General features: G+C 48.9%; 22 protein-coding genes and 4 tRNA genes. 5 read left to right on the forward strand and 21 right to left on the reverse strand.

From position 1 onward, the window contains the following. Positions 1–26 precede the first annotated feature (26 nt). Positions 27–1,217 (reverse strand): hypothetical protein, encoded by a 1,191-nt coding sequence (locus ACNQKP_RS03620; protein WP_417862900.1) that lies wholly within the window; start codon positions 1,215–1,217, stop codon positions 27–29. A 77-nt stretch (positions 1,218–1,294) separates the two neighbouring features. Here ACNQKP_RS03620 and ACNQKP_RS03625 point away from each other — a divergent pair, with 77 nt between their 5' ends. After that, a complete protein-coding gene (locus tag ACNQKP_RS03625) occupies positions 1,295–2,881 on the forward strand; it encodes a hypothetical protein (protein ID WP_417862901.1) in 1,587 nt (528 codons plus the stop codon). A gap of 62 nt (positions 2,882–2,943) precedes the next feature. On the opposite strand, the gene groL is transcribed toward ACNQKP_RS03625, so the two are convergent. From groL to ACNQKP_RS03665, 8 genes are all read right to left on the reverse strand, one after another. Continuing rightward, a complete protein-coding gene (gene groL, locus ACNQKP_RS03630) occupies positions 2,944–4,584 on the reverse strand; it encodes a chaperonin GroEL (protein WP_417862902.1) in 1,641 nt (546 codons plus the stop codon). Between the two features lie 61 nt (positions 4,585–4,645). Then, positions 4,646–4,933: a co-chaperone GroES gene (gene groES, locus ACNQKP_RS03635; protein ID WP_038452046.1), complete on the reverse strand. Its 288-nt coding sequence runs from the start codon at positions 4,931–4,933 to the stop codon at positions 4,646–4,648. A gap of 175 nt (positions 4,934–5,108) precedes the next feature. Then, positions 5,109–5,615: a hypothetical protein gene (locus tag ACNQKP_RS03640; RefSeq protein WP_417862903.1), complete on the reverse strand. Its 507-nt coding sequence runs from the start codon at positions 5,613–5,615 to the stop codon at positions 5,109–5,111. 188 nt (positions 5,616–5,803) lie between these two features. After that, positions 5,804–6,916: a hypothetical protein gene (locus tag ACNQKP_RS03645; protein WP_417862905.1), complete on the reverse strand. Its 1,113-nt coding sequence runs from the start codon at positions 6,914–6,916 to the stop codon at positions 5,804–5,806. Positions 6,917–7,021: 105 nt separating this feature from the next. Next, positions 7,022–7,097, reverse strand: a tRNA-Asn gene (locus ACNQKP_RS03650). A gap of 57 nt (positions 7,098–7,154) precedes the next feature. After that, positions 7,155–7,610, reverse strand: a complete 456-nt coding sequence (locus tag ACNQKP_RS03655) for a hypothetical protein (protein ID WP_417862907.1) — start codon at positions 7,608–7,610, stop codon at positions 7,155–7,157. Positions 7,611–7,661: 51 nt separating this feature from the next. Beyond that, positions 7,662–8,177, reverse strand: a complete 516-nt coding sequence (locus ACNQKP_RS03660; RefSeq protein ID WP_417862909.1) for a helix-turn-helix transcriptional regulator — start codon at positions 8,175–8,177, stop codon at positions 7,662–7,664. Positions 8,178–8,201: 24 nt separating this feature from the next. Continuing rightward, on the reverse strand, positions 8,202–8,909 hold the full coding sequence (locus tag ACNQKP_RS03665) for a cytochrome b/b6 domain-containing protein (protein WP_417862911.1): 708 nt from the start codon (positions 8,907–8,909) through the stop codon (positions 8,202–8,204). 193 nt (positions 8,910–9,102) lie between these two features. Between ACNQKP_RS03665 and ACNQKP_RS03670 the strand changes: the two genes are divergently transcribed. Next, a complete protein-coding gene (locus ACNQKP_RS03670) occupies positions 9,103–9,360 on the forward strand; it encodes a PepSY domain-containing protein (RefSeq protein WP_011162711.1) in 258 nt (85 codons plus the stop codon). Between the two features lie 82 nt (positions 9,361–9,442). On the opposite strand, the gene ACNQKP_RS03675 is transcribed toward ACNQKP_RS03670, so the two are convergent. Next, a tRNA-Arg gene (locus ACNQKP_RS03675) sits at positions 9,443–9,519 on the reverse strand. A 142-nt stretch (positions 9,520–9,661) separates the two neighbouring features. Here ACNQKP_RS03675 and ACNQKP_RS03680 point away from each other — a divergent pair. Next, positions 9,662–9,752, forward strand: a tRNA-Ser gene (locus ACNQKP_RS03680). Between the two features lie 48 nt (positions 9,753–9,800). Here the strand turns inward: ACNQKP_RS03680 and ACNQKP_RS03685 are convergent. From ACNQKP_RS03685 to ACNQKP_RS03710, 6 genes are all read right to left on the reverse strand, one after another. Further along, positions 9,801–10,220, reverse strand: coding sequence for a hypothetical protein (locus tag ACNQKP_RS03685; protein ID WP_041576743.1), 420 nt, complete (start codon positions 10,218–10,220; stop codon positions 9,801–9,803). A 144-nt stretch (positions 10,221–10,364) separates the two neighbouring features. After that, positions 10,365–10,877, reverse strand: coding sequence for a preQ(1) synthase (queF, locus tag ACNQKP_RS03690; protein WP_417862913.1), 513 nt, complete (start codon positions 10,875–10,877; stop codon positions 10,365–10,367). 55 nt (positions 10,878–10,932) lie between these two features. Next, positions 10,933–12,969 (reverse strand): hypothetical protein, encoded by a 2,037-nt coding sequence (locus tag ACNQKP_RS03695; RefSeq protein WP_417862915.1) that lies wholly within the window; start codon positions 12,967–12,969, stop codon positions 10,933–10,935. Between the two features lie 58 nt (positions 12,970–13,027). Then, a complete protein-coding gene (locus ACNQKP_RS03700) occupies positions 13,028–13,495 on the reverse strand; it encodes a nucleoside deaminase (protein ID WP_417862917.1) in 468 nt (155 codons plus the stop codon). Positions 13,496–13,558: 63 nt separating this feature from the next. After that, positions 13,559–14,680, reverse strand: coding sequence for a hypothetical protein (locus ACNQKP_RS03705; RefSeq protein WP_011162704.1), 1,122 nt, complete (start codon positions 14,678–14,680; stop codon positions 13,559–13,561). A 9-nt stretch (positions 14,681–14,689) separates the two neighbouring features. Then, positions 14,690–15,094 carry a DUF333 domain-containing protein gene (locus ACNQKP_RS03710; protein WP_011162703.1) on the reverse strand — a complete coding sequence of 135 codons (405 nt, stop codon included), beginning with the start codon at positions 15,092–15,094 and terminating at the stop codon, positions 14,690–14,692. Between the two features lie 118 nt (positions 15,095–15,212). On the opposite strand from ACNQKP_RS03710, the gene ACNQKP_RS03715 reads away from it, so the two are divergent. Together ACNQKP_RS03715 and ACNQKP_RS03720 are read left to right on the forward strand one after the other, a co-directional pair. After that, entirely contained in the window at positions 15,213–17,264 is a 2,052-nt protein-coding gene (locus ACNQKP_RS03715; protein WP_417862919.1) for a hypothetical protein, read from the forward strand. Continuing rightward, positions 17,248–19,197, forward strand: a complete 1,950-nt coding sequence (locus ACNQKP_RS03720; protein ID WP_417862920.1) for an adenylate cyclase — start codon at positions 17,248–17,250, stop codon at positions 19,195–19,197. The genes ACNQKP_RS03715 and ACNQKP_RS03720 overlap by 17 nt, the downstream gene beginning before the upstream one ends. On the opposite strand, the gene ACNQKP_RS03725 is transcribed toward ACNQKP_RS03720, so the two are convergent. The 5 genes from ACNQKP_RS03725 to ACNQKP_RS03745 form a co-directional block, all read right to left on the reverse strand. After that, entirely contained in the window at positions 19,198–19,833 is a 636-nt protein-coding gene (locus ACNQKP_RS03725) for a DedA family protein (protein ID WP_038452044.1), read from the reverse strand. 45 nt (positions 19,834–19,878) lie between these two features. Next, a complete protein-coding gene (locus tag ACNQKP_RS03730) occupies positions 19,879–20,691 on the reverse strand; it encodes a DUF4476 domain-containing protein (RefSeq protein WP_417862922.1) in 813 nt (270 codons plus the stop codon). A gap of 124 nt (positions 20,692–20,815) precedes the next feature. Next, positions 20,816–20,905, reverse strand: a tRNA-Ser gene (locus ACNQKP_RS03735). 67 nt (positions 20,906–20,972) lie between these two features. Next, a complete protein-coding gene (gene serS / locus ACNQKP_RS03740; RefSeq protein ID WP_417862924.1) occupies positions 20,973–22,268 on the reverse strand; it encodes a serine--tRNA ligase in 1,296 nt (431 codons plus the stop codon). Between the two features lie 31 nt (positions 22,269–22,299). Continuing rightward, complete coding sequence (locus ACNQKP_RS03745) at positions 22,300–22,608, reverse strand: hypothetical protein (protein ID WP_088566685.1); 309 nt, start codon at positions 22,606–22,608, stop codon at positions 22,300–22,302. Positions 22,609–22,612: the final 4 nt, after the last annotated feature.

The raw sequence follows: 22,612 nt of genomic DNA on the forward strand, positions 1-22,612 counted from the left end.
TTAGCAGGCTTTTTTGTGAGTGGATTTTAGTGACCCCAACGATAGCCCAGTGAGAACATATAAAGCGAGTTGGTCACGCTGACATTGTTCGGAGTCAAACCTGTACCAGGGTCTGGCAGACCGGCGGCACCGTCAAACACGTTTCTTTCAGCCGAAGCACCCAAGCTCCAGATCATCTGGCTTTCGCGGGTGAATTTCCATTCACCACCGACATCCAAACCAATGCGCACGCTTTCTTCCGAAGCACCGGACTGGATATTTACACCCGTGGCACTTTCTGAATGCTGCAGACGCGGGAAGAAACTGCCCCCCAGCGTCCAGGCATAGTTCGCAGACGTTGGAATGCGCGCCTTCAGCCCCACACCCAACCCCTGAGTTTTAAGACGGGCACGGGAAGTGTTGTCACTTGGAACGGTCATCTTGTTATCACTGAACAACAAAGAAAATTCCAATGAATTGGATTTGCGGGAGACGCCGAAGAACTTACGGAAGTTCAAACCCAGATCGACAAATTCATACTTTGCCGAAACCCGGGACTGATCCGCCTGGATAGAGTCCACATCCGCGGCAAATGAGAACAAAATCTGTCCGCTCACACCAATAAGTGGCGTGAACCAAACGTTGGTGCGAATCTTCAACGCATTAAAGAAGCTCTGATAGTCACGGAATGTATAATTGGACTGGGAGTCATTGTAAGCAACCACCGGCATGACATCCAGCTCAAGACGGTTGTTACGAATGTCATCTTCATGAATTTGTTCACGGTAAAATTGAAAGATCTTGGAGGCTTTATCAGAGAAAAGGCTCTCGGCCTGTTCGCTGATGGTTGGTTCCTCGACTTCAGACGAGGTCTCAGCACCCGCCACTTTGGACGCTGCTGCTGGAACTACAGGCACAGCCGTCGCTGCCGCCGCGGATTGAGCTTCTGCGGCTGCCTTGGCTTCTGCTTCTTTTTTGGCTGCCAGTTCCTTTTCCTTCTTTTCAGCTTCAGCTTTTTTCTCGGCCTCAAGTTCGCTGGTCTTCAGGGTTCTAACCGCCACGCCGTCGGAATCCGTGATTACCGGAGTTGCTTCTGTCTCAGACGCTGGACTGCGCTTATTGGCTTTACGAACTTCATAGCGCCCGGAAGAAAATCCTTCCAGACCCACTTGGGCTGATGCCGGAAAGGCAGAAGCAAAAAGAGCTGCAAAAATCAGAAAGGAAAATGAAGACTTCATAAGAAATCTTTCGGCTTTCGGTCCGTATTACTTGACGCCAAATTGACCTGTTTTCAGAGGCAGGGCAGAATAAATTTATGAAATCATTCTTCCTAGGTTCTCTCTTCGTCGCGTCCTGTTTCATTTCAATCAGCCCGACTGCGTGGGCCCAGACTAATGCCCAGAACGTCTATGTCAGTGCCGCCGACCAAGATCTTGCCATCAAATCCATCGTGCTGGTGCCAACCACCGACAACGTCGGGGGCATTTATGCAAAACCTGCGGAAGAAGAACTTAGAAATCTTTTGAACGAAGACAAACAGTGGTCTTTGTCCAACTTTCCAAAAGATTTGAAAATCAAATCTGAAACCTTGGATGAAAATCCATCTGAAGTTCAAACCGTTTTGCAATCCACGCAAAGCGAAGCCGCCCTGACTTCAAAAATCATCCGTGGTCCCCGCGGAATTTCCATCACGCTGACTTTGTTTGTGGGCCGCGAAGGTCTGCCCCTGTTGCAGGAATCCCTGAATGACTACAAAGGTTTTGAAACTGCGGAAATCAAAAGTGAAGTCCGTCGCCTTTTTGAAAACCTGAAGTACCGCATGCCTTTCAGAGCCACCATCCTGAGCCGCCGTGGCCAGCAGGTGACGCTGAATCTGGGAAGCAACTACGGGCTTAAACCTGACAGCCGTGTGTCCGTCGTTCAGATCATCAAGATCAACCGTCATCCAAAACTAAAATTCATGGTCAGCACCGAAAAAGAGGTTCTGGGCCGCGTGAAACTTTTCAAAGTCGAACCATTCATGAGTTTTGGTTACGTCGAAATGGAAAAAGACCCGGGCGTGATCGCCGTCGGCTCCAAAGTGATGCCGGACGAATTTGTGAAGTACTCAACCCCCATCACCACACCTTCCGGAAAAGTTTTGCAGGACATCAGCACCCGCCCGGACAAGGATGTGGCGTTTGGAGAAGAGCCCACCGAATGGCTGCCAACAATGCCTCCGCAGTTCGGCAAAGTGGAATTGATGGCGGGTTTTGGCAACTACACCCAAAACAGCAGCCTGACCACGCCAGAGTCGGTGAGTGGCAGCAACAACTTCGCTCCAAATATATTGGTGCGTGGCGAGCTGTGGCTGAACCCGGAATGGTACATGGGCGTTCACCTGCGCCAGTCAGTGTTCGCAATTGATAATAACCAGGCCGGAAGCTCCCCTTCGTCTTTGAACATGTCTGTGGGCCAATACGGCGTGAACGCGGGCTATAACTTCCTGCTGACTAATGACTTCTTCGGCCCGAAGCTGCAAATCGGTGCGGGTTACATGACAACCAAGTTCACTGTGGATGGCAGCACGCCCACCACGTTCACGAGCATGGACTATAGCGGCTTCCTGATCAGCCTGGCGGGTCAGTTCCCACTGTCTGAGGAAATCCCTGTGGATATCGGCGGACGCTTTGATTTCTATATGAATCCCGGCATGAGCGAATCCCAGGACAGCGGTTCAGGGTCTGACAGCAAGATCAATTCCTTCAGCTTCTTTATGGATTATAAAATGAAAACGCGATTCAAGATTCGCGGCGAGCTGATGATTGAAAACTACAGCACAGACTTCTCGGGCGCGACCCGTGCCACCAGCACCAGTCACAAGATGACGACGTTGTTTGGTGGGGTTCAGTATCTGTTCTAAAAAAAAAAGCCTGGGCTATAAACCCAGGCTTTTTGCGTTAAGCACAGTCAGTAGTCAGAAGACTACATCATGCCACCCATGCCGCCCATACCGTCGTGGCCAGGCATCGCAGGAGCTGCAGATTCTTTCTTAGGTGCTTCAGCGATCATAGTCTCTGTAGTAAGCATCAAAGAAGAAACGGAAGCTGCGTTAGTCAAAGCGCAACGAACAACTTTAACTGGATCGATAACACCGTCTTTGATCAGATCAGTGTATTCGTCAGAGTAAGCGTTGAAGCCCCAAGTCGTGGACTTGTTCTGAAGGATACGATCCAAAACGATCGCACCATCCAAACCAGCGTTAGCCGCGATTTGACGGATTGGCTCTTCACAAGCACGTTTGATGATCGTCGCACCGAATTGCTCTTCTTCAGAGAATTTGGATTTATCAACTTTAGTGGAAGCACGAAGCAAAGCAGTACCACCACCAGCAACGATACCTTCTTCAACCGCAGCGCGAGTCGCGTTCAAAGCGTCTTCTACACGGTGTTTTTTCTCTTTCATCTCAACTTCAGAAGGAGCACCAACGTGGATAACCGCAACACCGCCAGCCAATTTAGCCAGACGCTCTTTCAGTTTTTCTTTGTCATAGTCAGAAGAAGTTTCTTCGATCTGAGCTTTGATCTGACCAACACGGCCATTGATGTCGTTCTTTTTACCAGCGCCATCGATGATTGTTGTGTTGTCTTTGTCTACAACGATGCGTTTTGCAACACCAAGGTCAGCAACAGTCGCCGCCTCAAGTTTCAAACCAACGTCTTCAGAGATCACTTTCGCGCCAGTCAGGATCGCGATGTCTTCAAGCATAGCTTTACGACGATCACCGAAGCCTGGAGCTTTAACTGCAGCAATGTGCAGAGTGCCGCGCAATTTATTAACAACCAAAGTTGCCAATGCTTCGCCTTCAACGTCTTCCGCGATGATCAACAATTGACGGCCTTGTTTTGCAACGCCTTCAAGGATACCGATCATGTCTTTCATGGAAGAGATTTTTTTGTCGTAAACAAGAACGTAAGCGTTCTCAAGAACTGCTTCCATTCTTTCTGCGTTGGTTACGAAGTATGGAGAAAGGTAACCACGGTCGAATTGCATACCTTCAACTACAGTCACTTCAGTTTTTGCAGTTTTGGATTCTTCGATAGTGATAACGCCTTCACGGCCTACTTTATCCATAGCGTCTGCCAACATCTGACCGATTTCTTTGTCATTGTTTGCAGAGATAGCGCCAACTTGAGCCACTTCGTTGGAACCTTTTACCGGTTTGGACATCGCTTTCAATTCGTCGATAACGATAGCTACTGCTTTGTCGATACCACGTTTGATGGACATTGGGTTGTGACCAGCGGAAACAAGTTTCGCGCCTTCACGGTAGATAGCCTGCGCCAAAACTGTTGCAGTTGTTGTACCGTCACCAGCTTCGTCGTTGGTTTTGGAAGCAACTTCCTTAACCATCTGAGCGCCCATGTTTTCGAATTTGTTTTCAAGTTCGATTTCTTTCGCAACAGTCACACCGTCTTTAGTGATCAGTGGGGAACCGAAAGATTTGTCGATAACAACGTTGCGACCTTTTGGTCCCAAAGTTACTTTTACTGCGTTCGCCAGAGTGTTCACACCTTTAAGGATGTGTGTACGAGCGTCTTCTGAGAATGTAATTACTTTACTCATGATTTTCTCCGTTATCTGATTCACTCCAGCCTTCGCCAGAGTAGATATTTAAAAAATAAATTTAGTTGAATACGCCCAGGATGTCTTCTTCGCGCATCATCAGGTATTCAGCGCCATCCAGTTTCAATTCAGTTCCAGCATATTTGCCGAAAAGAACTTTATCGCCAACTTTAACTTCCAATGGAAGGATCTTGCCATCTTCAGTCACGCGGCCTTTGCCAGTCGCGATGATTTCGCCTTTTTGTGGTTTTTCTTTTGCTGTGTCAGGGATGAAAAGACCGCCAGCGGTTTTTTCTTCTTCCGCCATTCTGCGAACTAGAATTCTGTCATGAAGTGGGCGAACGCCAATTTCGTTCTTAGCCATTGTGAGCCTCCGTTTAAAACTCAGTTATGTATAAACTGTATTTATGGAAGCTAATATGAATCGGCTGTAGAAAGAGTCAAGGTCGGGCGCCCAATTTTCCTGAATGAAACGCTTTGGCGCGCCGAATAAAGATTAAGACTTATTTAGAATTTTCGAGGGCTTATTTAACGCCGTCTTTGCCAAAGTTATTTGCGCTGGCTGGAAGGTCCGAAGAATGCGCTCCGAACACGGAGTTCGCATAGGCCGTCATCAGCTCCGCCACCTCTTCTGGGGACAGTTTGCCGGCCACTTCATTAAAAGCGGTCTTTTTATCCTGAACCTTTGTAAGATAACCCACGAAATAGTCCGTCACGGAAAGGTCTTTGGCGACTTCAAGGTCATAGATTTCCTCACGAAGTTCGCGTTCCAGCTTTTCCACAGAGATATCCTGAGAAGCTACCGCCTCCAAACCCGCGCGGTGAGCCATATTGGGGTCCGTACCTGCCGCTGCCAGGCGGATGCCTTTACGGGCGTCGATCTGGGTCTTCAAAGTCGTCACTTTGACCTGAGCCTGTTGAACTCTTTCAGTTTTCCACTCCCGATAGCTCTTCACTTCGGCGCCCGCTTTCATAGTGAAAGCCGTCAGGCTCCAAAAGGCGACAAGGGGCAGATATTTAATAAGGCGCATGAGTCCTCCAGCAGACGTCCGATAATTCCAAGTCCCCATAATACAAAGGCTATGCCCGGCGAAAGATGGCTCATTTGCAATATAAACGATTTGGACCCCTAATTGAGGCCCTTTTGGGTCACTTTGAGACAAAATAGGCTTTACAGGAAATTGATACAAAGGCGGGCCCGGATTGGGCCCCGTGGCGGCTACAGCGGCTTGCTGAGTCGGATCAGATCCTTGTGCAGGGTCTGTGCTTTCTTATCAATGGACTTGGAAAAATTCGGCGTCGTCAGCTTAAACACCAGCACCGCCATCATGAAGGCGGATTTATCTTTATAGTTTTGCGCAAGCTCGCGCTTTGCTTTCAGCAGCTCTTCATCTTTTTGCAAAGTCTCAATCAGCTCGGTGGCTTTTGCATCTTTCAAAAGATCCTTTACCGACTTCACACCCTGTTCGCGCAGCTTCAGTTCTTCATAGAAGGATTTAATATATTTTGCCTCCTGTTCGTCGACGGCTTTTCCCATCTTCGCGGCAGGATTTTTTGCGCCCTTGATTTGATCCACCACCGCGGCCACGGGCTTTGCACCTTCATTCCAGTCAAAGGTGCCATAACCTTCCGGATACAAAAGTTTGATCAGACCTGGAAAACCCACCAGGGCTGTTTCTTCGGAACTTTCTTCTTCAAGCTCTTCTTTGTTGAATTCAAACTTCCCGGATTTCAGCTCTGGCAGCAGCAAAGCGGGGGTGAGCACCATCTCAAAGCGGAACTCTTTTTCCAGATGCGCTGAAGGACTCCAGTCCTTGATGTTGCGTTTTAGTTCGGACAGCTTCGCGCGATCATCGTCACTCATGTTTTCTTTGGAAAGTTTCGCCATTTCTGTCAGGGAATCTTTCAACAGCGCCATGCCGATCTGCCCGGTGATCACTGGCATTTCACAGTTACCAACGTGCCACCACAAATTCGCCAGCTTCAGACTTTGTTCCCAGGACTTGGCGCCGATCGCCTCATCATTCAGTTTTTTTGAAATCTCCAAAAGCCCCGTCATCGGCAGCAATCCGGAAGGCGTTGTGGCCTGAAAGGCTGAACACGTCGTAAAGTCACCTTCTTCGGCCAAAGTGCGCAAAGACTGCTCGGGATTTTCCGAAGTCAGCGCTTTTTCCATGCGCAGGTACAGGTCCTTGTCGTTGGCGACAGGGATTACAAATTTCGGGGATTTTTTTAGGTGAGGATTGATGCCAGAAATGGACTCTTGAAAAGCCGGGGGCGAAGCCAGAACTTGAACCGGAAGAATCAACGCGCTGAAAATCCAAAGCTTCATGGCAAACTCCTTTTGGAGATTCCATGCTATCGAATTTTACAGGGGGTAAAAATAAAAAAACCAAGTCTTATGGACTTGGTTTTCTTAATCACAATCTAAAAAGATTGGCTCAGAAGGAGGGACTCGAACCCCCGACCCAGCGGTTAACAGCCGCTTGCTCTACCGACTGAGCTACTTCTGAACTCGGTGAAGGGCTAAATTAGCGGCTTTGGGCGGTTCTTGTCAAACAGAAATAATCTTAAGGGGCTGCAAGCCTATCCAAAGCCTTGGAAAGCATCGGAGAGCTAAAAGGCATCCCTTTGACGCGGAAAACCGGCTTTCCCGGAACCTGTTCCAAGATCACGATTTCTCCGGCAGCGGCGCCATGGGCTGCCAGGCTCTTTTTAAATGAGCTTTCCTCAATGCCTTCCATGGAAAAGGCCCCCATCATGATTTCACAGACGGAACTGATGTCTTCAGGCCTTTCCAGGGTTTTAATCAGGGCGCCGGCTGGGTCAAAGATCTCAACCTTAGGGGCTTTTTCCGGGCACCAATTCAAGGGGCGATAGTCGCTGCCGATCAGAAGACCCAGCGCGCTTTGCGGGTCCGAGGCTTTATCCTCTAAAGCGCCGCCATCCAGGGCCTTCATGCCATAGAAGACACCCACCAGAGCCAGAACCATCATGCCGATTTTAAGATAAAACGTGCTTTTCATCGCTCAAACGTAACTCGGCGAGTTGAAACTGGCTAGCTATAACATGACTGGCTATTCCGCTGCTTGAGGCTGCAGCAAGTCCTCAAGGAAAAAGGCGGCCAGTTCGGACCGGCCCGCCAATCCGGACTTGGAATAGATAGCTATCGACTGGGCTCGCGCCGTTTTTTCACTGGTGCCGCGAACTTCGGCAATTTCTTTAAGCGAAAGTCCCTTCAACAACAGCAGAGCCACTTCTTTTTCAGCCAGCGACAGGTTCCATTTTGATAACTGCAAATCAATGGAATGGGAGAGGCCCTCGATGTATTTTCGTGCCTCCTGCTTCCATTCCTGGGCCTCACTTTTAAGCCTGGCGTTTTCATTTAAAGAGTCTGACAACTTATGCTGCAGGTTGAATGAATCTTTCATCAGGAAGAAGATTCCGAAAAGAGCCGCCAAACCTGCTCCACCCTCGATCAGAACATGCCAAAGAGCGACGCCCTCTTGAGAGTCTGTCGCCAAATCCACAGCAACCATTAAGGTAACGGTCGCCAACACTGCTATAAGAACTGCACGTTCTTTTTGGTTCATATTCAGATCCTACGAAAATCTACTTTAGTCGTCATCACCTTCTGTGGATACTTCCGCATCTCCCAATTGCAGTGTTTGTCCCGGCAGTGAAAGAGTTCTTCTTTGCGAATCAAAATTTTTAGTCAGATACAAGCCACCCACGGCAACCAATGACAGTAAGATCACCGCCGCAATTCCCTTGGAAGAGGAAATTCCGACCCCATCACCATCCACCTCTTTTTTTCCGTCAAGCATACTTAGCGCGATAGCATCCCGATGCCTCAAAGAATGAAGAATCACGCCGACCACATGAAGGCCTGCAATCACAACAAACGCATTTGCCATAAGTTCGTGTGCGTCTTCAAAGGTCTCTTTGCTCCCCGTAGTCATCAGGTAACCCGTTACGGACAACCCTAATGCCAAGGCAAACATCGCCATCGCAGCCCAGCTGGAGGCAGGATTATGCCCTGACCAGCGCCTTTTGGACCCCACTAATACACCAACAAGATAATTCTTTAGCTCAAGGGGGTTCAGGCTGAATCCCGAGAACTTGGCGTGCTTTGTACCCATGATGCCCCAAACGAACCGCCACACGACAAGCCCGCCCAACAAAAGTCCGGAAAGCATATGGTAGCTAAAGACCACCGATTCATCATCAACAGTCTTGGCAATGATAAATGACAATAGAAACAGGGCTGAAAACAACCAATGAAAAAGCCGTGTCGGCAAATCGTATATCAAAGTGGACCGCATCTTACGCCTCCTTTTGAATTCTGTGCTTCTGAAGCTTTAAAATCGTCTCTTTTTAAAAAGTCGTCCATTGGGCAAATGGCCTATCCGGCCTTTATTCCAACACTTAGGGCATTCAGACCATTTTCAATCTTCGGCGAATAGCGATACTGAGTCTAAGCGATAGGGAATTAATCCCATCAAAAGGAGAAAAAACATGAAACAGCTAGCCCTTACAATTCTATTGGCAACCATCTCAATTTCAGCCCATGCAAAAAAAGAGTGTACCTCAGAACCAAAAGATAAATGGATGACCGAAGAAGCCTTTAAGAAAAAGGTCGAAGCCGAGGGATACAAAATTTCGAAGTTCAAGCAGCCGGGGACTTGCTACGAAATTTACGGAACCAATAAGGAAGGAAAGAAGGTCGAAATCTACTTCAACCCGGTTGATGGATCGATCGTGAAGGCGAAATAACAACGATCGATCAGCAAAAGCCGATTTGGCGCGCTGCGTATTATAAATCTTAATTTAAGGAGAATTTTTGAAAGGGAAAAAATGGTGCACTCGAGAGGATTCGAACCTCTGACCACTTGATTCGTAGTCAAGTACTCTATCCAGCTGAGCTACGAGTGCACTGAGAAAGAGACGTATAGATAGACTGCGGCCAGGGAAAAATCAAGCATTCTTGATAATTTTACAAAAAGAGTCGAGGCAAGACCTTGATTAACGGGCTGGGCTATGGCAATTTGGATCCTCAGTCGAGAAAACCGACCGCGGAGAGGTGGGTGAGTGGCTGAAACCAAGCGTTTGCTAAATGCTCGTACACCAAAAGTGTACCGAGGGTTCGAATCCCTCCTTCTCCGCCACTTAAACCTGCCTTCGAGCAGGTTTTTGTGTTTCTGGGCGTTACTTATCTAGTGTTTCGTAATTGCTACTTTGGCTTCAAAAACTTCATCAAAAGAAGAATCCGAAATTCTTAAGTTACCAGAAACTGTCTCGCCCGACCCTGGCAAATAACCGCCTTTGACTTTCAGATAAACCGTGAACCACTGCTTGTTATCGCAGAAAACGGTGCCCCAAAGATTTTCGGCCATGCCAGGGCCCTCTGCCAAAGCATAAACATAGTTGGTGTTCGTCAGCTTTTTACTGGTACTGCAATGACCCAGTTCCTTGCTGGTAAAGCTCATTTGAAAGCCTTCGGACAGTTCCAATTGGAACACTTGAGCGCCACTAAACAAAGAGCGGGATTTGTTAAGAGTGTAAGTTCCCATCTCGGAAGCCTGGGAAGCGGTCGCAAAAAACATCATCAACGAAACAAGGGCAAATTTCTTCATCTTGGACTCCACAAAATAGTTATTATCGACGCCATACTACTGCAGCCCACTAATTCTTGCCTTAGCAACTCACGTGTCCGAAAAAAAGAAAGGCCTGTCAAAAATCCTGACAGAGCCTTTTGAATTCAAAATTGATGTATGTGCTTAGTAGAGCTTTGAAAGCTCCATAGAGTACTTGCCCGGAGCGTATTCGCTCATGCGCTTCTTATAAAGATCCTGGAAGAACTTATCTTTAGCGGCATAGTTCGCATAAGGGTAAATCGCAATCCCCCCGCGCGGCGTGAACTCACCGATAACTTCGATGTATTTGGGTTTCATCAGCTTCACCAGATCATCACAGATAGTCTGCACGCAGTCCTCGTGGAAGTCCCCGTGGTTACGGAAGCTGAACAGATACAGTTTCAGGGATTTGGATTCGACCATTTTCTTGTCTGCGATGTAGTTGACGAAGATTTTTGCGAAATCCGGCTGACGGGTCTTAGGGCACAACGACGTGAATTCAGTGCACACAAAAGTTGTCCAGGCGATCTTGCCCGGGTTTTTGTTGTCAAAGGCCTCCAGAACTTCTGGAGCATATGTTTCTGGATAGTGGGTCTGAATTTCACCCAAGGAGAAATCAGCAAGCTCTTTGGAATCACGGCCGTTTTTCTTTTTCATGGGGACCTTTTTAAGAGATATCCCCATGATTAGCAACGGTATCTTTTACAGGCGCCTAGTTGATATTGGCAGCCCCGATGTAACGAGCCAGCCAGTAGCCATACAGGTAATCCACCCCTGAGTTTTCCACACCTTTGCGGTGGGAATCCTGATACAGGAAGGCCCCGTCTTTCCAGACAAAGTTACTGGTGAAGGCCTGCAGCTCAAATACAGGGTAGTTATACAAACCCTGATAGAAATAGCTGACGGGTGGTTCCGGTTTTTTCAGGGACTTCCAGAACAGTCTTGGAATCGGAGACATGCACCAATCCGGGCGCAATGAATGATCGATCGTCACATCCAGATTCGGGCGCGGATACGGGATTTCACGAAGACCCCAAGCGGCCTGGTTCAACGAAGCATTAAACTGCGCTTCGCTGCTTTCAGATCGGAAGTTCCCACCACGGGTTCCGTGTTTATAAGCAAAGCCGTAAGCCACCAGTGTTTGCAAATGTCTTTGCGCCGGGGAATAGGTCACCCAGGCATCCATCAGGCGTTCGCGCAACTGATCGCGGATTTTACTTTGACCCAGCAGGTCTGCCAGCGTGATGTCGGTGATATCACCCACCAACCCCAAATTGATCCCACTCCAGTCCGCAGAGCCATGCCAGTAGAAAGTGGTGTCGAAGCTGTAACCAGTCACCTTGGTTTTAATCTTGTCGTAGTATTTGATGTACTGCTCTTTGAAGGCGGCATCATTCGTCAGCCAGGCGGCCAGTCCCAACGCCGCCGGACGGTTCTGGGATTTGTCGTTCACAACCTGCAGATCAATCAGCTTGCGGGAATTTGCACGAAGCTCTTTCCAAAGTTCGGTTTCACTTTGTGGAAGCACCATTCCGGCCCACAGGAAGCCGTGAGTGATCCCTTTGATCATGTCGTTGTTGCCGCCTTCAAGCCAGATCAGGTGCTGGAACTTGCCTTCACCGCGATGCCACTTGGCCGGAACCGGCTGGGCTGGACTATACAGAGCGAGCGTTCTTGCGAATTGCTGAGGATCGTTGGTGATCTCCATCAACGTCATCAAACCGCGCAGGGATTTTTTCACGTTATCCAAAGCTTCAGCGTCTTTGGTCTTTAAATAGCGCATAGCCTGAGAGCCCAGATACATGCCCGTCCACAGGGCGGCGTCACCGTCGAAGGAGTAATTCAGCAGACGTCCATTTTCATCCAGCACGGCGTGCGCGACCATGCCAGCTTCATTGATATGGAAATCGCGGGTGTTCTTGTCATAACTGTTGGCTTTTTCTTCCAGTGATGGCGCATACGCATTTCGTTTCACCGCAGCTTCGGTGATGCTGATATCATCCACAATTTTATTAGTGACGCGAATCACGTCCTTGTTGTTGCGATAAAACTGGAAGTCTGTCGGATCAAAGACAATGTACGGATTTTCGTTTTTATACTCGGGACGGTTTTTATAGGACTTCACCAACGGATCTTTTTCATAACCGATGTCGCGTTTGAAAAGATTGATCACACCACGAACCACCAGAGGAACTTTCGGTCCCTGGGCACTGATGGTCTGGCGCTGATTCACCCACAACGGTTGCGCTTCAAGATCGCGACGGGTGGTGATCCATTCGTTGTAGTTAGAAACTTTTTTATCGGCATAGTGAGTTGCAAGACCGTTCGGGGTCACCACATAGCGCGAAAGCACCGTGATCGGAGCATCGAAGTCCGACGGATCTCGCTTTTGATTGCCAAGCTTTGTGATGAAATCACCCTGGCGAAGGTCATAGGAAATCGTCAGGGAATCATGCGTGGCCACGGCTTTTCCGGTCCACACTTCCTGCACTTTCAAACCATCAAAGAAGTAATTGATATAGGTGACCACGCGAACCACATCAAAAGTTCCATCGGATGCCTTGCGCAGTTCCAGCTCACCATTATAAGGCCCGCGGGTGGAGGAAGTTCCTTGCAAGAACCAAATGCCTTCCATGCCGCCGTTGGCTTGCAGAGAGGCGATATCGCGGGGGATTTGTTTTTCCTTGTGCTGGCAGGACAAAGAGACAACAACGCTCAAAAAAAGAAAAAGGAATGAAAGTGCTTTCATTCCTTTATTCTCTCTGACTTGTGATGGGGACTGCAGTCCCAAAACTATTTACTGGGCTTTAGTACGGAACCTTGTCCGTCTTGTTGTCCCACTCTTTGAAAACTTCCAATGCCTCTGTGTGAGCGCATTGAACCATGGGTACTTTGCGGTCTTTGAGGTCTTTTGGAATTTCCTGATAAAGGAAGTCGTCGTCGAAGTTGATTTCAGCGGCGTCTTTGCGGGTGTTGCCGTAATAGATCTTTTCAATGCGTGCCCAGTAGATTGCAGACAGGCACATTGGACAAGGTTCGCAGCTTGTGTAGATTTCCGCACCAGCCAGTTCAAAATTACTGATTTTGGAGCAAGCGTCGCGGATAGCAGAAACTTCAGCATGCGCGGTCGGGTCGTTGGAGGAAGTCACTTTGTTCCAACCTTCACCGATGATTTTGCCGTCTTTAACAATGACTGCCCCAAAAGGACCGCCTGCGCCGGCACGCATGTTGTTTCTGGAAAGCTCGATGGCTCTTAACATAAATTCTTTGTTCATAGGCCGACGAATTTATGGGGACTCATGGAGTTAGTCAAGTTGAGCTTCCCTTGTATTTTAAGTTTAGCTGCGAGGCTGCAACCAGTTTAAAGCGTAGGTCTCATAGAAGGTGCGATCCAGAAGCTCTTTTGCATCCACCCAGCCGTCATCATTTGATTTCTGCCAGCCTTCACCCCAAGAGTTTTGCACCTGAAGTTCCTGACGGCAGACACCTTTGGAATTACAGATTTCGCGATAGCCTTTGATCACCACCGCGTGACCCGCACCGGACACGTTCCCCGAAGCGTCCTTGATTTCTCCACAAGCTTTATTGGATTTCACCGACAAAGGATCTTGAGCGCAGAAGCTAAGGGCCAAGGGTCTTTTTTGTGTCAGGACTTCTTTGACTTTGTTGATCGACGACTTGTAGTCGCCTTTTTCACCTTCCATAGGGAAGGACTTTACCGCCCACTTACCCTCAAGACTGATCATGTCCGACATCTTACGGCATTCTTTAGGAATCAAAAGTTTATCCAGAAACAAAGAATAGGACTCTTGTGAAAACGCATCTAGAATCTCTTTGTTCGAAGCTTTCAGATTGTAATTCTGTTTAATATCGTTGGCTTTGGCAGTGGCATACTCAAGACCACACTCAGTACATTCGGCATTTTTCTTTCTGAAGCTCTCATAAGAATCTTTCAGCGACTTCCACATGGCGATTTCCAGATCCTGGGCCGCCTGTTCGCTGCCAGCCCTGGCTACGATCTGATCCGTTGGAGCGCACTGCTCACTGACGGCATCTTTGGCTTTGTTGATATTCAAAAGAGTGAAGACGGGCATACCTCCCTCGTTTAGTCCCTTGTAGTCACGCCACATTTCCCCATCCGCGCCTTCTTCGGGGGCACGGCTGTACCGAGTGACATCCAAAGCCGAGACCCTTTGTGAATCCGGGGCAGTGGCACAACTGGCATTTCCACTTTGCACACAGTTTGCCTCATCCACCAATACTGCCGCCACGGCAGCATAACAGATCCCGAAGCTATCCTGAGATCTCACCTTTGGCATATTAGTCACTTGCACAGTGGATTCACCCTTTAAGGCGTATCCCTCTCCATACTTTATTTGGGAATGCGGGATCATTCCATATTCGGCCAGCGTTGTACTGGCTCCGAACAGAATTGAAAATGCCACCAACAGTCTCTTCATTGCCTCAACCTACTGCTTCTTGGAAAAGTGTTTGTTATAAAGAGTCCACGAATCAATCACCGAGCCGTCCGGAAAAACGCAGTAATCATACTCTGCTTTTTTGGCATCAAGAAGAATACGATTCAAAGCCTTATGTGAAAGGCAATAACGAGCGGCTGGATTGCCGATCACACCCACATTCGGAGTCTTCGCCACATCCAACTTGGTCTGTGCCGCTTTCCAGGCGTCGCAGTTCATTTTGCCATTCTTTAAACAGCTTTCAGAAAGCGTCAGTCCCTGATAATCCAAAACAGAAACAACAACGTATTTTTTGGTCTCGGGAGTAAACATCTTCAGCTTGCGCGCAGGCGCCGCTCCAGCATTTACGGTCATTAGAACCAAAAACAGCACCAGCAAAGTAAAAATTTGTCTCATATTGATATGATGAAAGAGCGGAAGATCTTAAGGAATGGTGCCAACTCAAAACTGGGCCATAGACCAGCCAGATCTAAGTACCGTAAACCAATCGGGCATTTATGCCGATTTATAGACTGTGAAGATCCTTCTAACCGCCATCTTTTTCCTTCAATCTGCGTGGGCTCAAAGCCCCGGGAAGACCTATTTGAAGGCGGACGAGATCGTTTACAACCCCGGCAAATTCAAACCTGGCCGCTACGTCATTTCCTACAAAGATTTCGAAGACATCCGCTTGGATAGCAATCTCGATGGAAAGATTGACTTCTGGTATCTGAAAAAAGGCTCCACTGAAATTTACACTCACTTCACAGATGGAAATCCTATCCGCTGGGAAGTTCGCACCAACAAAAGAAATGTCATCACCGAAGCTTCTTATACGATGGTGGGTGGTCGATGGACGCTCGAAGCTTCCGGAGTTCGCGCGCCGACCCTGATGAACCTGCAGGACGAAGGATGCGAAGTCACTGCAATCAAAAAGAAAATCACCTCTTTAGGCGACGATCTTAACCGTCGCGCACTCGCAATGGGAATTGAAGAGCACCTTATCGACAGTGGTTGCCAGGACAAATTATCCGAAGACTTCCTGCAAAGCCTCACTGATTCACTCAGTAAAAATCTGACTTCCTCCAACAAACTGACTGACTGCCTGAACGGCGAAGAGTTCAAAAAAGCCTTCTCCAAAGATAAAATTCCGGTTCAACCCGAACTGCTGGCGGCCAAGTATCAGTTGCAAGTGGCCCAGTTGGGAAAACAACCTAAAAGCTATGGGCCGCTGGTCAAATGCGAAAAGGCGAAGGACCAAAAGGCCGCCCTCAGCACGGATGAGACAACTGGATTCATTCATCTGGATCCGGAAGCTTTGAGTGGTGCGACCCCAGAGACCAATAAAAAATCCAATGCGGTGATTTCACCATCAAGCATGGCCCATGAACTTTTACATCGTGCGGGATTGAAGAGCGAAAAGGATGTTGCTGCAGTTGAACACTTCTGCAAAGGACACCCCGACAATTACCCGAAGATCGCTGCGATAGACATGACTCCCTTCAGTATGACCCGAACCCTGAAAAAGAATGCTCAAGATGGCGCGGAACAGGCTGCCGCCCAGTCAACTGCCAATCTTATGGACCAAGAGATGAAAGCCAACACTAGTAAATCCGATAAAGGTATGGGCTCGGCGGCGACCTCGGCCGCTGTCAAAGGAGGCTCGCAGCAAGCATCCGCTGCCGCGACCGCCAATGTTCCGGTAGAGCTGACCGTGGCGCAAGTTCAGGTTCCGCCAGCTCCCACATTGTCTGAATCCATCGTAAGTCCACCTCCCTCTACCGAGGCCGGTTCCCAGCAGGCCCTGGTCCGTTCAGCGTCTGAAAGCAGTGGCATGTTACGCATGGCCAACAATCTGGTTGGTGCGATGAACACCCAAGCTCTGGCCGCCACTGACACTGGCAGCTCGGAAGCTGGCAGCGGATCTTCTGAAGTCTCTCGCTCTGTCGCCTCGACAAAATCCAATGCTGCCATCAAGGGCTCCTCTTCCAATCCTGGTGCAGCCCTATTGAAGGCCTCTACCAGATCCATGGCCTCTGATGAAAGGGTGGTTGAACAAATCACGCTGGATGGCTCCAACATAGCTCCATCGGCCCCAGCAGCTGCCTCTTCTTCTAGAAATGTCGCAAGCACTTCTGCACCTTCTGCCTCCCGCGCTCCTGCGAACGAAAGTTCTGTTGGCGGCAGCGGCGGAGGGGAAGTGGCTGGTGGCAGCGCTTCCTTTGGAGCGAGTGGAGGTTCCTTTAGCGGTTCCGGAGCGGGCGCAGGCCTGGGATCGGCCCCATCACCATCTCCCGTTCGTGGACCGGCTGCCACTCGTCCTAGCGGCGGCGGTACGGAACCTGTGAAAAATGCCAAGTCCGACACCGGATCTTCGGCGCCAAGCGCCGCGCGGGATGAAGTGATCACATTTATTTCAAACAGCAACTATGCTCAGGCAAAAAAGAAGCTTTCGGATCCAGCCTTCGGTAAGCAGCTTGAGTCCCAGAAAATCACCGTTCTGGATCTGTATGGCAATTCATTTGGGGCCACCAAAGGTGAGGTGATCTTCCTGGATCAAGGAGATCGCTTTGTTCGCCAAAAATAAAAAGAACAAGTCTGTCGTTGTCCTGATCGTCAGTGTGTTTTGGATCGGGTACGTGATCGCCTCTGCGGTACAGTTCTATCTAAACGTGAAAGAGCTGACCGACCGCGAAGTCGAACGCCGCTTGATACAGATGCGCTTCGTGCAAGAAAGCTTCACTCCGCTGGTCATCACTGAGAACTTCACCCAACTGAAAGACCGACTGGAAGGTGCCCGCAACCTGTTCCTGATTGACTTCTACATTCTTCAGAATGGACCAGAGGTGGTTCTTTGGTATAACAACTTTGATAACTTAGCTGGAATCAATGTCGACTATCAAAACTTCAATCAAACTCTTGAGACTGACAAGCTCGCCATTCGCACTATCAAACTGATGGACTATCGCTTCACCGTGGGCGTTTTCCAGGACAAAAACCAAATCATGCTGCAAACAGCTTTGTCGATGAAAGGGCTGATCCTACAGGATCTTCTGATCGTAACCCTGATTGTGGGCTTGGTCGTTTATCTGTTCCTGAAAGACATTTTGGACATCACACAGATTCTTTCCAATCGTGATCGCTCAAAGCTTGCCAGTATTAAGACCCTTTCCAAAGAGGGCCGTACACTTTTACAAGCCACCCAAACCTACGAAAGCACAAAAAAGTATCTCGAACACGAAAACAGATACTACTCAGACTCTCTGACCCCGGCCATCCTGCATGAAATGAAGTCCGGCCAGAAAGCTCCCTATGCTTTCCAAAGCACCATGATCCGCGTGGATCTGAACGGCTACACCCAGATCTTCCTGGATAAGAAGGACGAGTACGTCACCGAGATCATGAACACCTACTTCATCAAAGCCCGCGAACTGATCGAACGCTATAACGGTTTGATCTATCAGTACGTGGGGGATGAAATCGTTTTCCATATCAAAGAAGACAAACAGAATTCCCAAGCCTTGGCGCTGGCGTGCCTGCGCAGTGTCTTTGAAGCCGCTCAGCAAATTGAAGCAAGCCTTCCCGAAGGGGCCGATCACTATTTCAAGGTAAAGGGTAGTTTTGTTCTAGGTAAGATTCGTTTTGTGAATCAGGATTCAGGCTTTGCCCTGAGCGGTCTGCCCCTGATTGAATCTGCCCGTCTGCTAAGTCAGGTGGATGACAAAGCTTCAAGTTCGGTCACTTTCTATGCGGAAGCCGCCGATTCGGTGGAGGGTCTTTGCACAGTCTCTGACACGAAAGAAACCTTGCTGAAAGGCTTCTCCAAGCCTTCGACCTTGTTCCGGGCAAAAGACTTCACCACGGTGACTGAAGCTTTACAGAAAGACGTCAGCCTTCTGACTTACTTCCGCAGTGATGAAGACCTGTGCGCCGCTTATGAATTTTTAAGTGCTGAAATCGAAGCCGGGAAAGATCAGTCCTTCTTCACCGCCTTTGGCATTTTGAAAACCTACAAGGTGCGAATGAGCGGCGAAATGCAGGCCGAAGCCTTCACAAGCTTCCTGCGAACCATTCTGTCAGCCAACAAAGTCGGAAAAGCCAACGACAAAGTTCTTTCTGCCGCTATCTCTCTAGCATCGAACTTTGTGCCTTCTTATCTGGTGAAAGAATCCCTGCTGGAAGTCCTAAGTTCTTGTCTGGAACATACAGATCCCCGCGTTCAGGCCAACACAATTATTGTTCTGGGCGATTTGGCTGAAGACATCGCCTTCCTCAGACGGTTTGTTTATTCCAAGAACAACCGAGTTTCTGCGGATGCTTTGTTAGTCAGTGGTAAGCGTAATATGGATAAGGAACTTGCCGAGAAGCTGAAGGAGTATCTGGATTCCAAGAATCCGCTGTTCGTCGCCAGCGGCCGCTTTGTTGTGAAGTCACTGGGTGAGCACTATAAATCCGTGGACCCCGTGTTCTATGAGACCAATCCTCACTTGAAGGAACTGGTCTCGCGCTTGACTGGCTGATTAAGCCTGCTTTTTCTTAAGCTTACTTGAAACCCACGGCCACACCATGGGCAACAAAGAAACGCCGATCACACCAAAGATCACGATATGGAAGTTCTGCTTCACCACCGGAAGATTTCCGAAGAAGTGACCGGCCAGAACAAAGATCCACACCCACGCAATCGCGCCACCGATGTTGTAAACGATGAACTTACGGTATTGCATTTCACCGATGCCGGCTACAAACGGAGCGAATGTGCGAACGATCGGAGCAAAGCGGGCAGCTACAATTGTAAAAGCTCCCCAGCGCTCATAGAAGGCATGGGTTTGTTCCAGATATTTTTTCTTGAAGAAGCGGGAGTCCGACTCAAAGACCTTCGGTCCTAAATACTTCCCGATATGATAGTTCACGGTGTCGCCCAGAATGCCGGCGATCGTCAGACTGATCAGAATCACCCAAAGATTCAAACCACCTTCCACCACGGTGAAGGCACCCAAAGCAAACAGCAGGGAATCCCCCGGCAGGAACGGCGTCACCACCAGGCCGGTTTCAGCAAAGATGATCAGGAAAAGAATCACATACAGCCAGGGTCCGAAGAAAACGATCCATTCAGCGATGTGCTTATCAAGGTGCAATATAATATCAATGAGTTCCATCATAGGGGCCAGAATCTTAGCATTGGCCCCCAAGCGCAAGAAAAATCAGATCCCGACGATGCGGCGGGCCTCTGCGCGATCGAAGTAACTGAATCTGTCTTCAATCATCTTGGACAGGTTTTCTCGGTCCACAACTGTCGCATGCAACAAACGAAGCGCTTTGAATTTTCCTTCAGAGAACGGGAATTCAGACACCACATCACCCAACTGAACCGCCTGCATTTCCGGTTTCTTTTTCAAACCTCGGTAAGAGGCCAGATAAGTTTCAATCACCGCAAACTTGTCTTCATCTCGTGAAGCTCTGTCCAATTGTTCCAGCATCACGTCCGTTTTGATGGCAAAGAATCTTTTGGTCATCAGTTTGTTGACGTTATAAACCTCGATTTCGGCACCCGCAGGCATGAAGACCTGAATGCGCACATAACATCCGCCTTCAAGCTGCACGATTTCACGGTTGCTGGTGGCAATTGAACAAGAATAGCTGCCGCTACCGATTAGATCCAAAGTGGTGCCATTGGGTCTATCGTTCACCGAGCCCCAGGACGCTTGCTTTGCCCACACACGATAGATGCGCAGGAATCCGGAGTCGGCAGGCAGATCTTTGGAATAGACCACTTCCACGTCGTCATCAAAACCAAAGACGTTCACGTTGATCTTTTCATAACCGTCCACGCGGAACTCAACGTCTTCAATGGAGGGATTGTATTTGGAAGGAATGGAAGACCAGTTGATGCGGTTTTTTACGCTGGGTTTTCCGTTGGCGTTGTTGTTGCCATCTTTCGAACCACCGCCGCTGTCGCAGCCTGCAAGCAAAGCCAAAGACATCAATGAAACACAGATCTTGAAAAGAACCGACATAGTGATCACCTCATTGTTTTGAAGTCCGAATCACATCAAGTCACAGCCGCAAACGCAATAGGAAAGCAGGTTCCGGGGAAAACATTATTCAGTTTTACAGGATTTTTTGGGGAAGAAACCTAAATGGCGGAGAGTGAGGGATTCGAACCCTCGAGCCCCGCGAAGGGCTGCCAGTTTTCAAGACTGGTGTATTCAACCGCTCTACCAACTCTCCGTCGACCGTTTTATGGGTTTTGACGAGAGTATTCAAGCAGTTGTTTCCATGACGCAGCATGAGGTGTCTACTTACGAATCTCGGTACGGCCGCCCATATAAGGCTGCAATGCCTTTGGAATGCCCACGGAACCGTCTTCACGCTGGTAGTTTTCCAGGATGGCCACCAAAGTTCTTCCTACCGCCAAAGCAGAGCCATTCAGGGTGTGAACGAACTGGGGTTTACCACCCGCGCTGCGGAAGCGGATATTGGCCCGACGAGCCTGGAAGTCTTCAAAGTTAGAGCAAGAGCTGATCTCACGGTACGCATTCTGGCCCGGCAACCATACTTCCAGATCATAAGTTTTCGCAGATCCAAAGCCCATGTCCCCGGTGCACAGAAGCACACGACGGAACGGAAGCTCCAGATCCATCAGGATCTGTTCAGCGTGGGAGGTCAAAGCCTCATGAACTTCATGGGACTTGTCCGGATGAGCAAACACCATCAATTCAACCTTGTCGAACTGGTGCTGACGAATCAGACCTTTGGTGTCGCGACCCGCAGAACCCGCTTCAGAACGGAAGCACGGAGAATACGCACAGAAGCTTTGTGGCAGATCTTTTTCATCCAGGATCTCGTTGTTGTAGTAATTCGTCACCGGCACTTCCGCGGTTGGAATCAGATACAAGTCAGAGCCTTCCAGATGGAAAACGTCCTCTTTGAATTTCGGGAAGTTCCCGGTGCCCAGCAAACTGTTGCTGTTCACCATGAACGGAGGAATCATTTCGGTGTAACCATGTTTCATGGAGTGTTTGTCCATCATGAACTGGATCAGCGCGCGTTCCATTTGCGCCGCCGCCCCTTTCAGGAAGGCAAAACGAGTTCCGGTTGTTTTTGCTGCACGCTCGAAATCAATGATGTTCAGCGCTTCACCCAGTTCCCAGTGTTCTTTCGCTTTGAAAGCAAACTTGGTCGGAGTGCCAACAACTTTGATCTCTTTATTGTCTTTTTCAGAAGAACCCACCGGCACAGAAGAGTGCGGCTTGTTCGGAATCACCAACGCCAGGTTCGTCACCTGCTGGTCGGCTTCCGCAGCCTTGGCTTCAAGATCTTTCACCTGGGTTTTCAAAACGTCGACTTCCGCCAAAATAGCGGAAGCGTCGCCGCCTTCGCGCTTGATTTTACCAATCTCGCCGCTGAGTTTGTTTTGATTGGCTTTGGCCGTTTCCGCCAGAGTGATCAGTTCTTTACGCTTTTTATTAAGCTCCATGATCTGCTCAAGAACTTCGGTCGAAGCACCACGATTAACAAGGCCCTGCTTGTATTCATCATAGTAAGAAGTTCCGTTTTCAGCTTTTTTCTCAAGAAGTTTAATATCAATCATCTCAACGTCCTTTTAACAACTAACGCCCTAATTAGGGTGCGACAAGTATATACATTCTAAGCAGCATCGCCACAAGCACACAGATCAAATCAAAAATTAAAATCTGACCAATGCTCCAGTTCGCCAGCAATTTCATGATAACGGCCACAACCACCACCATGACAAAAAGCAGGGCAAATGTTCCGTAACCCACCAGTTCCTGGCCGATCAAAGCCAGCGTCAACCCCAGGAGCAATCCCGTGATCAATCGCAAACTGATATGAAAAAGTGAGATTGTTGAAGACTTCACGCCCTCTTGTGCGCTGGAGGCAAGTCCTCTCATTTTATCGCCGATTCCCATGGCT

The organism is Bdellovibrio bacteriovorus, from assembly GCF_048286975.1.
In the GTDB taxonomy this organism is placed as follows: domain Bacteria; phylum Bdellovibrionota; class Bdellovibrionia; order Bdellovibrionales; family Bdellovibrionaceae; genus Bdellovibrio; species Bdellovibrio bacteriovorus_H.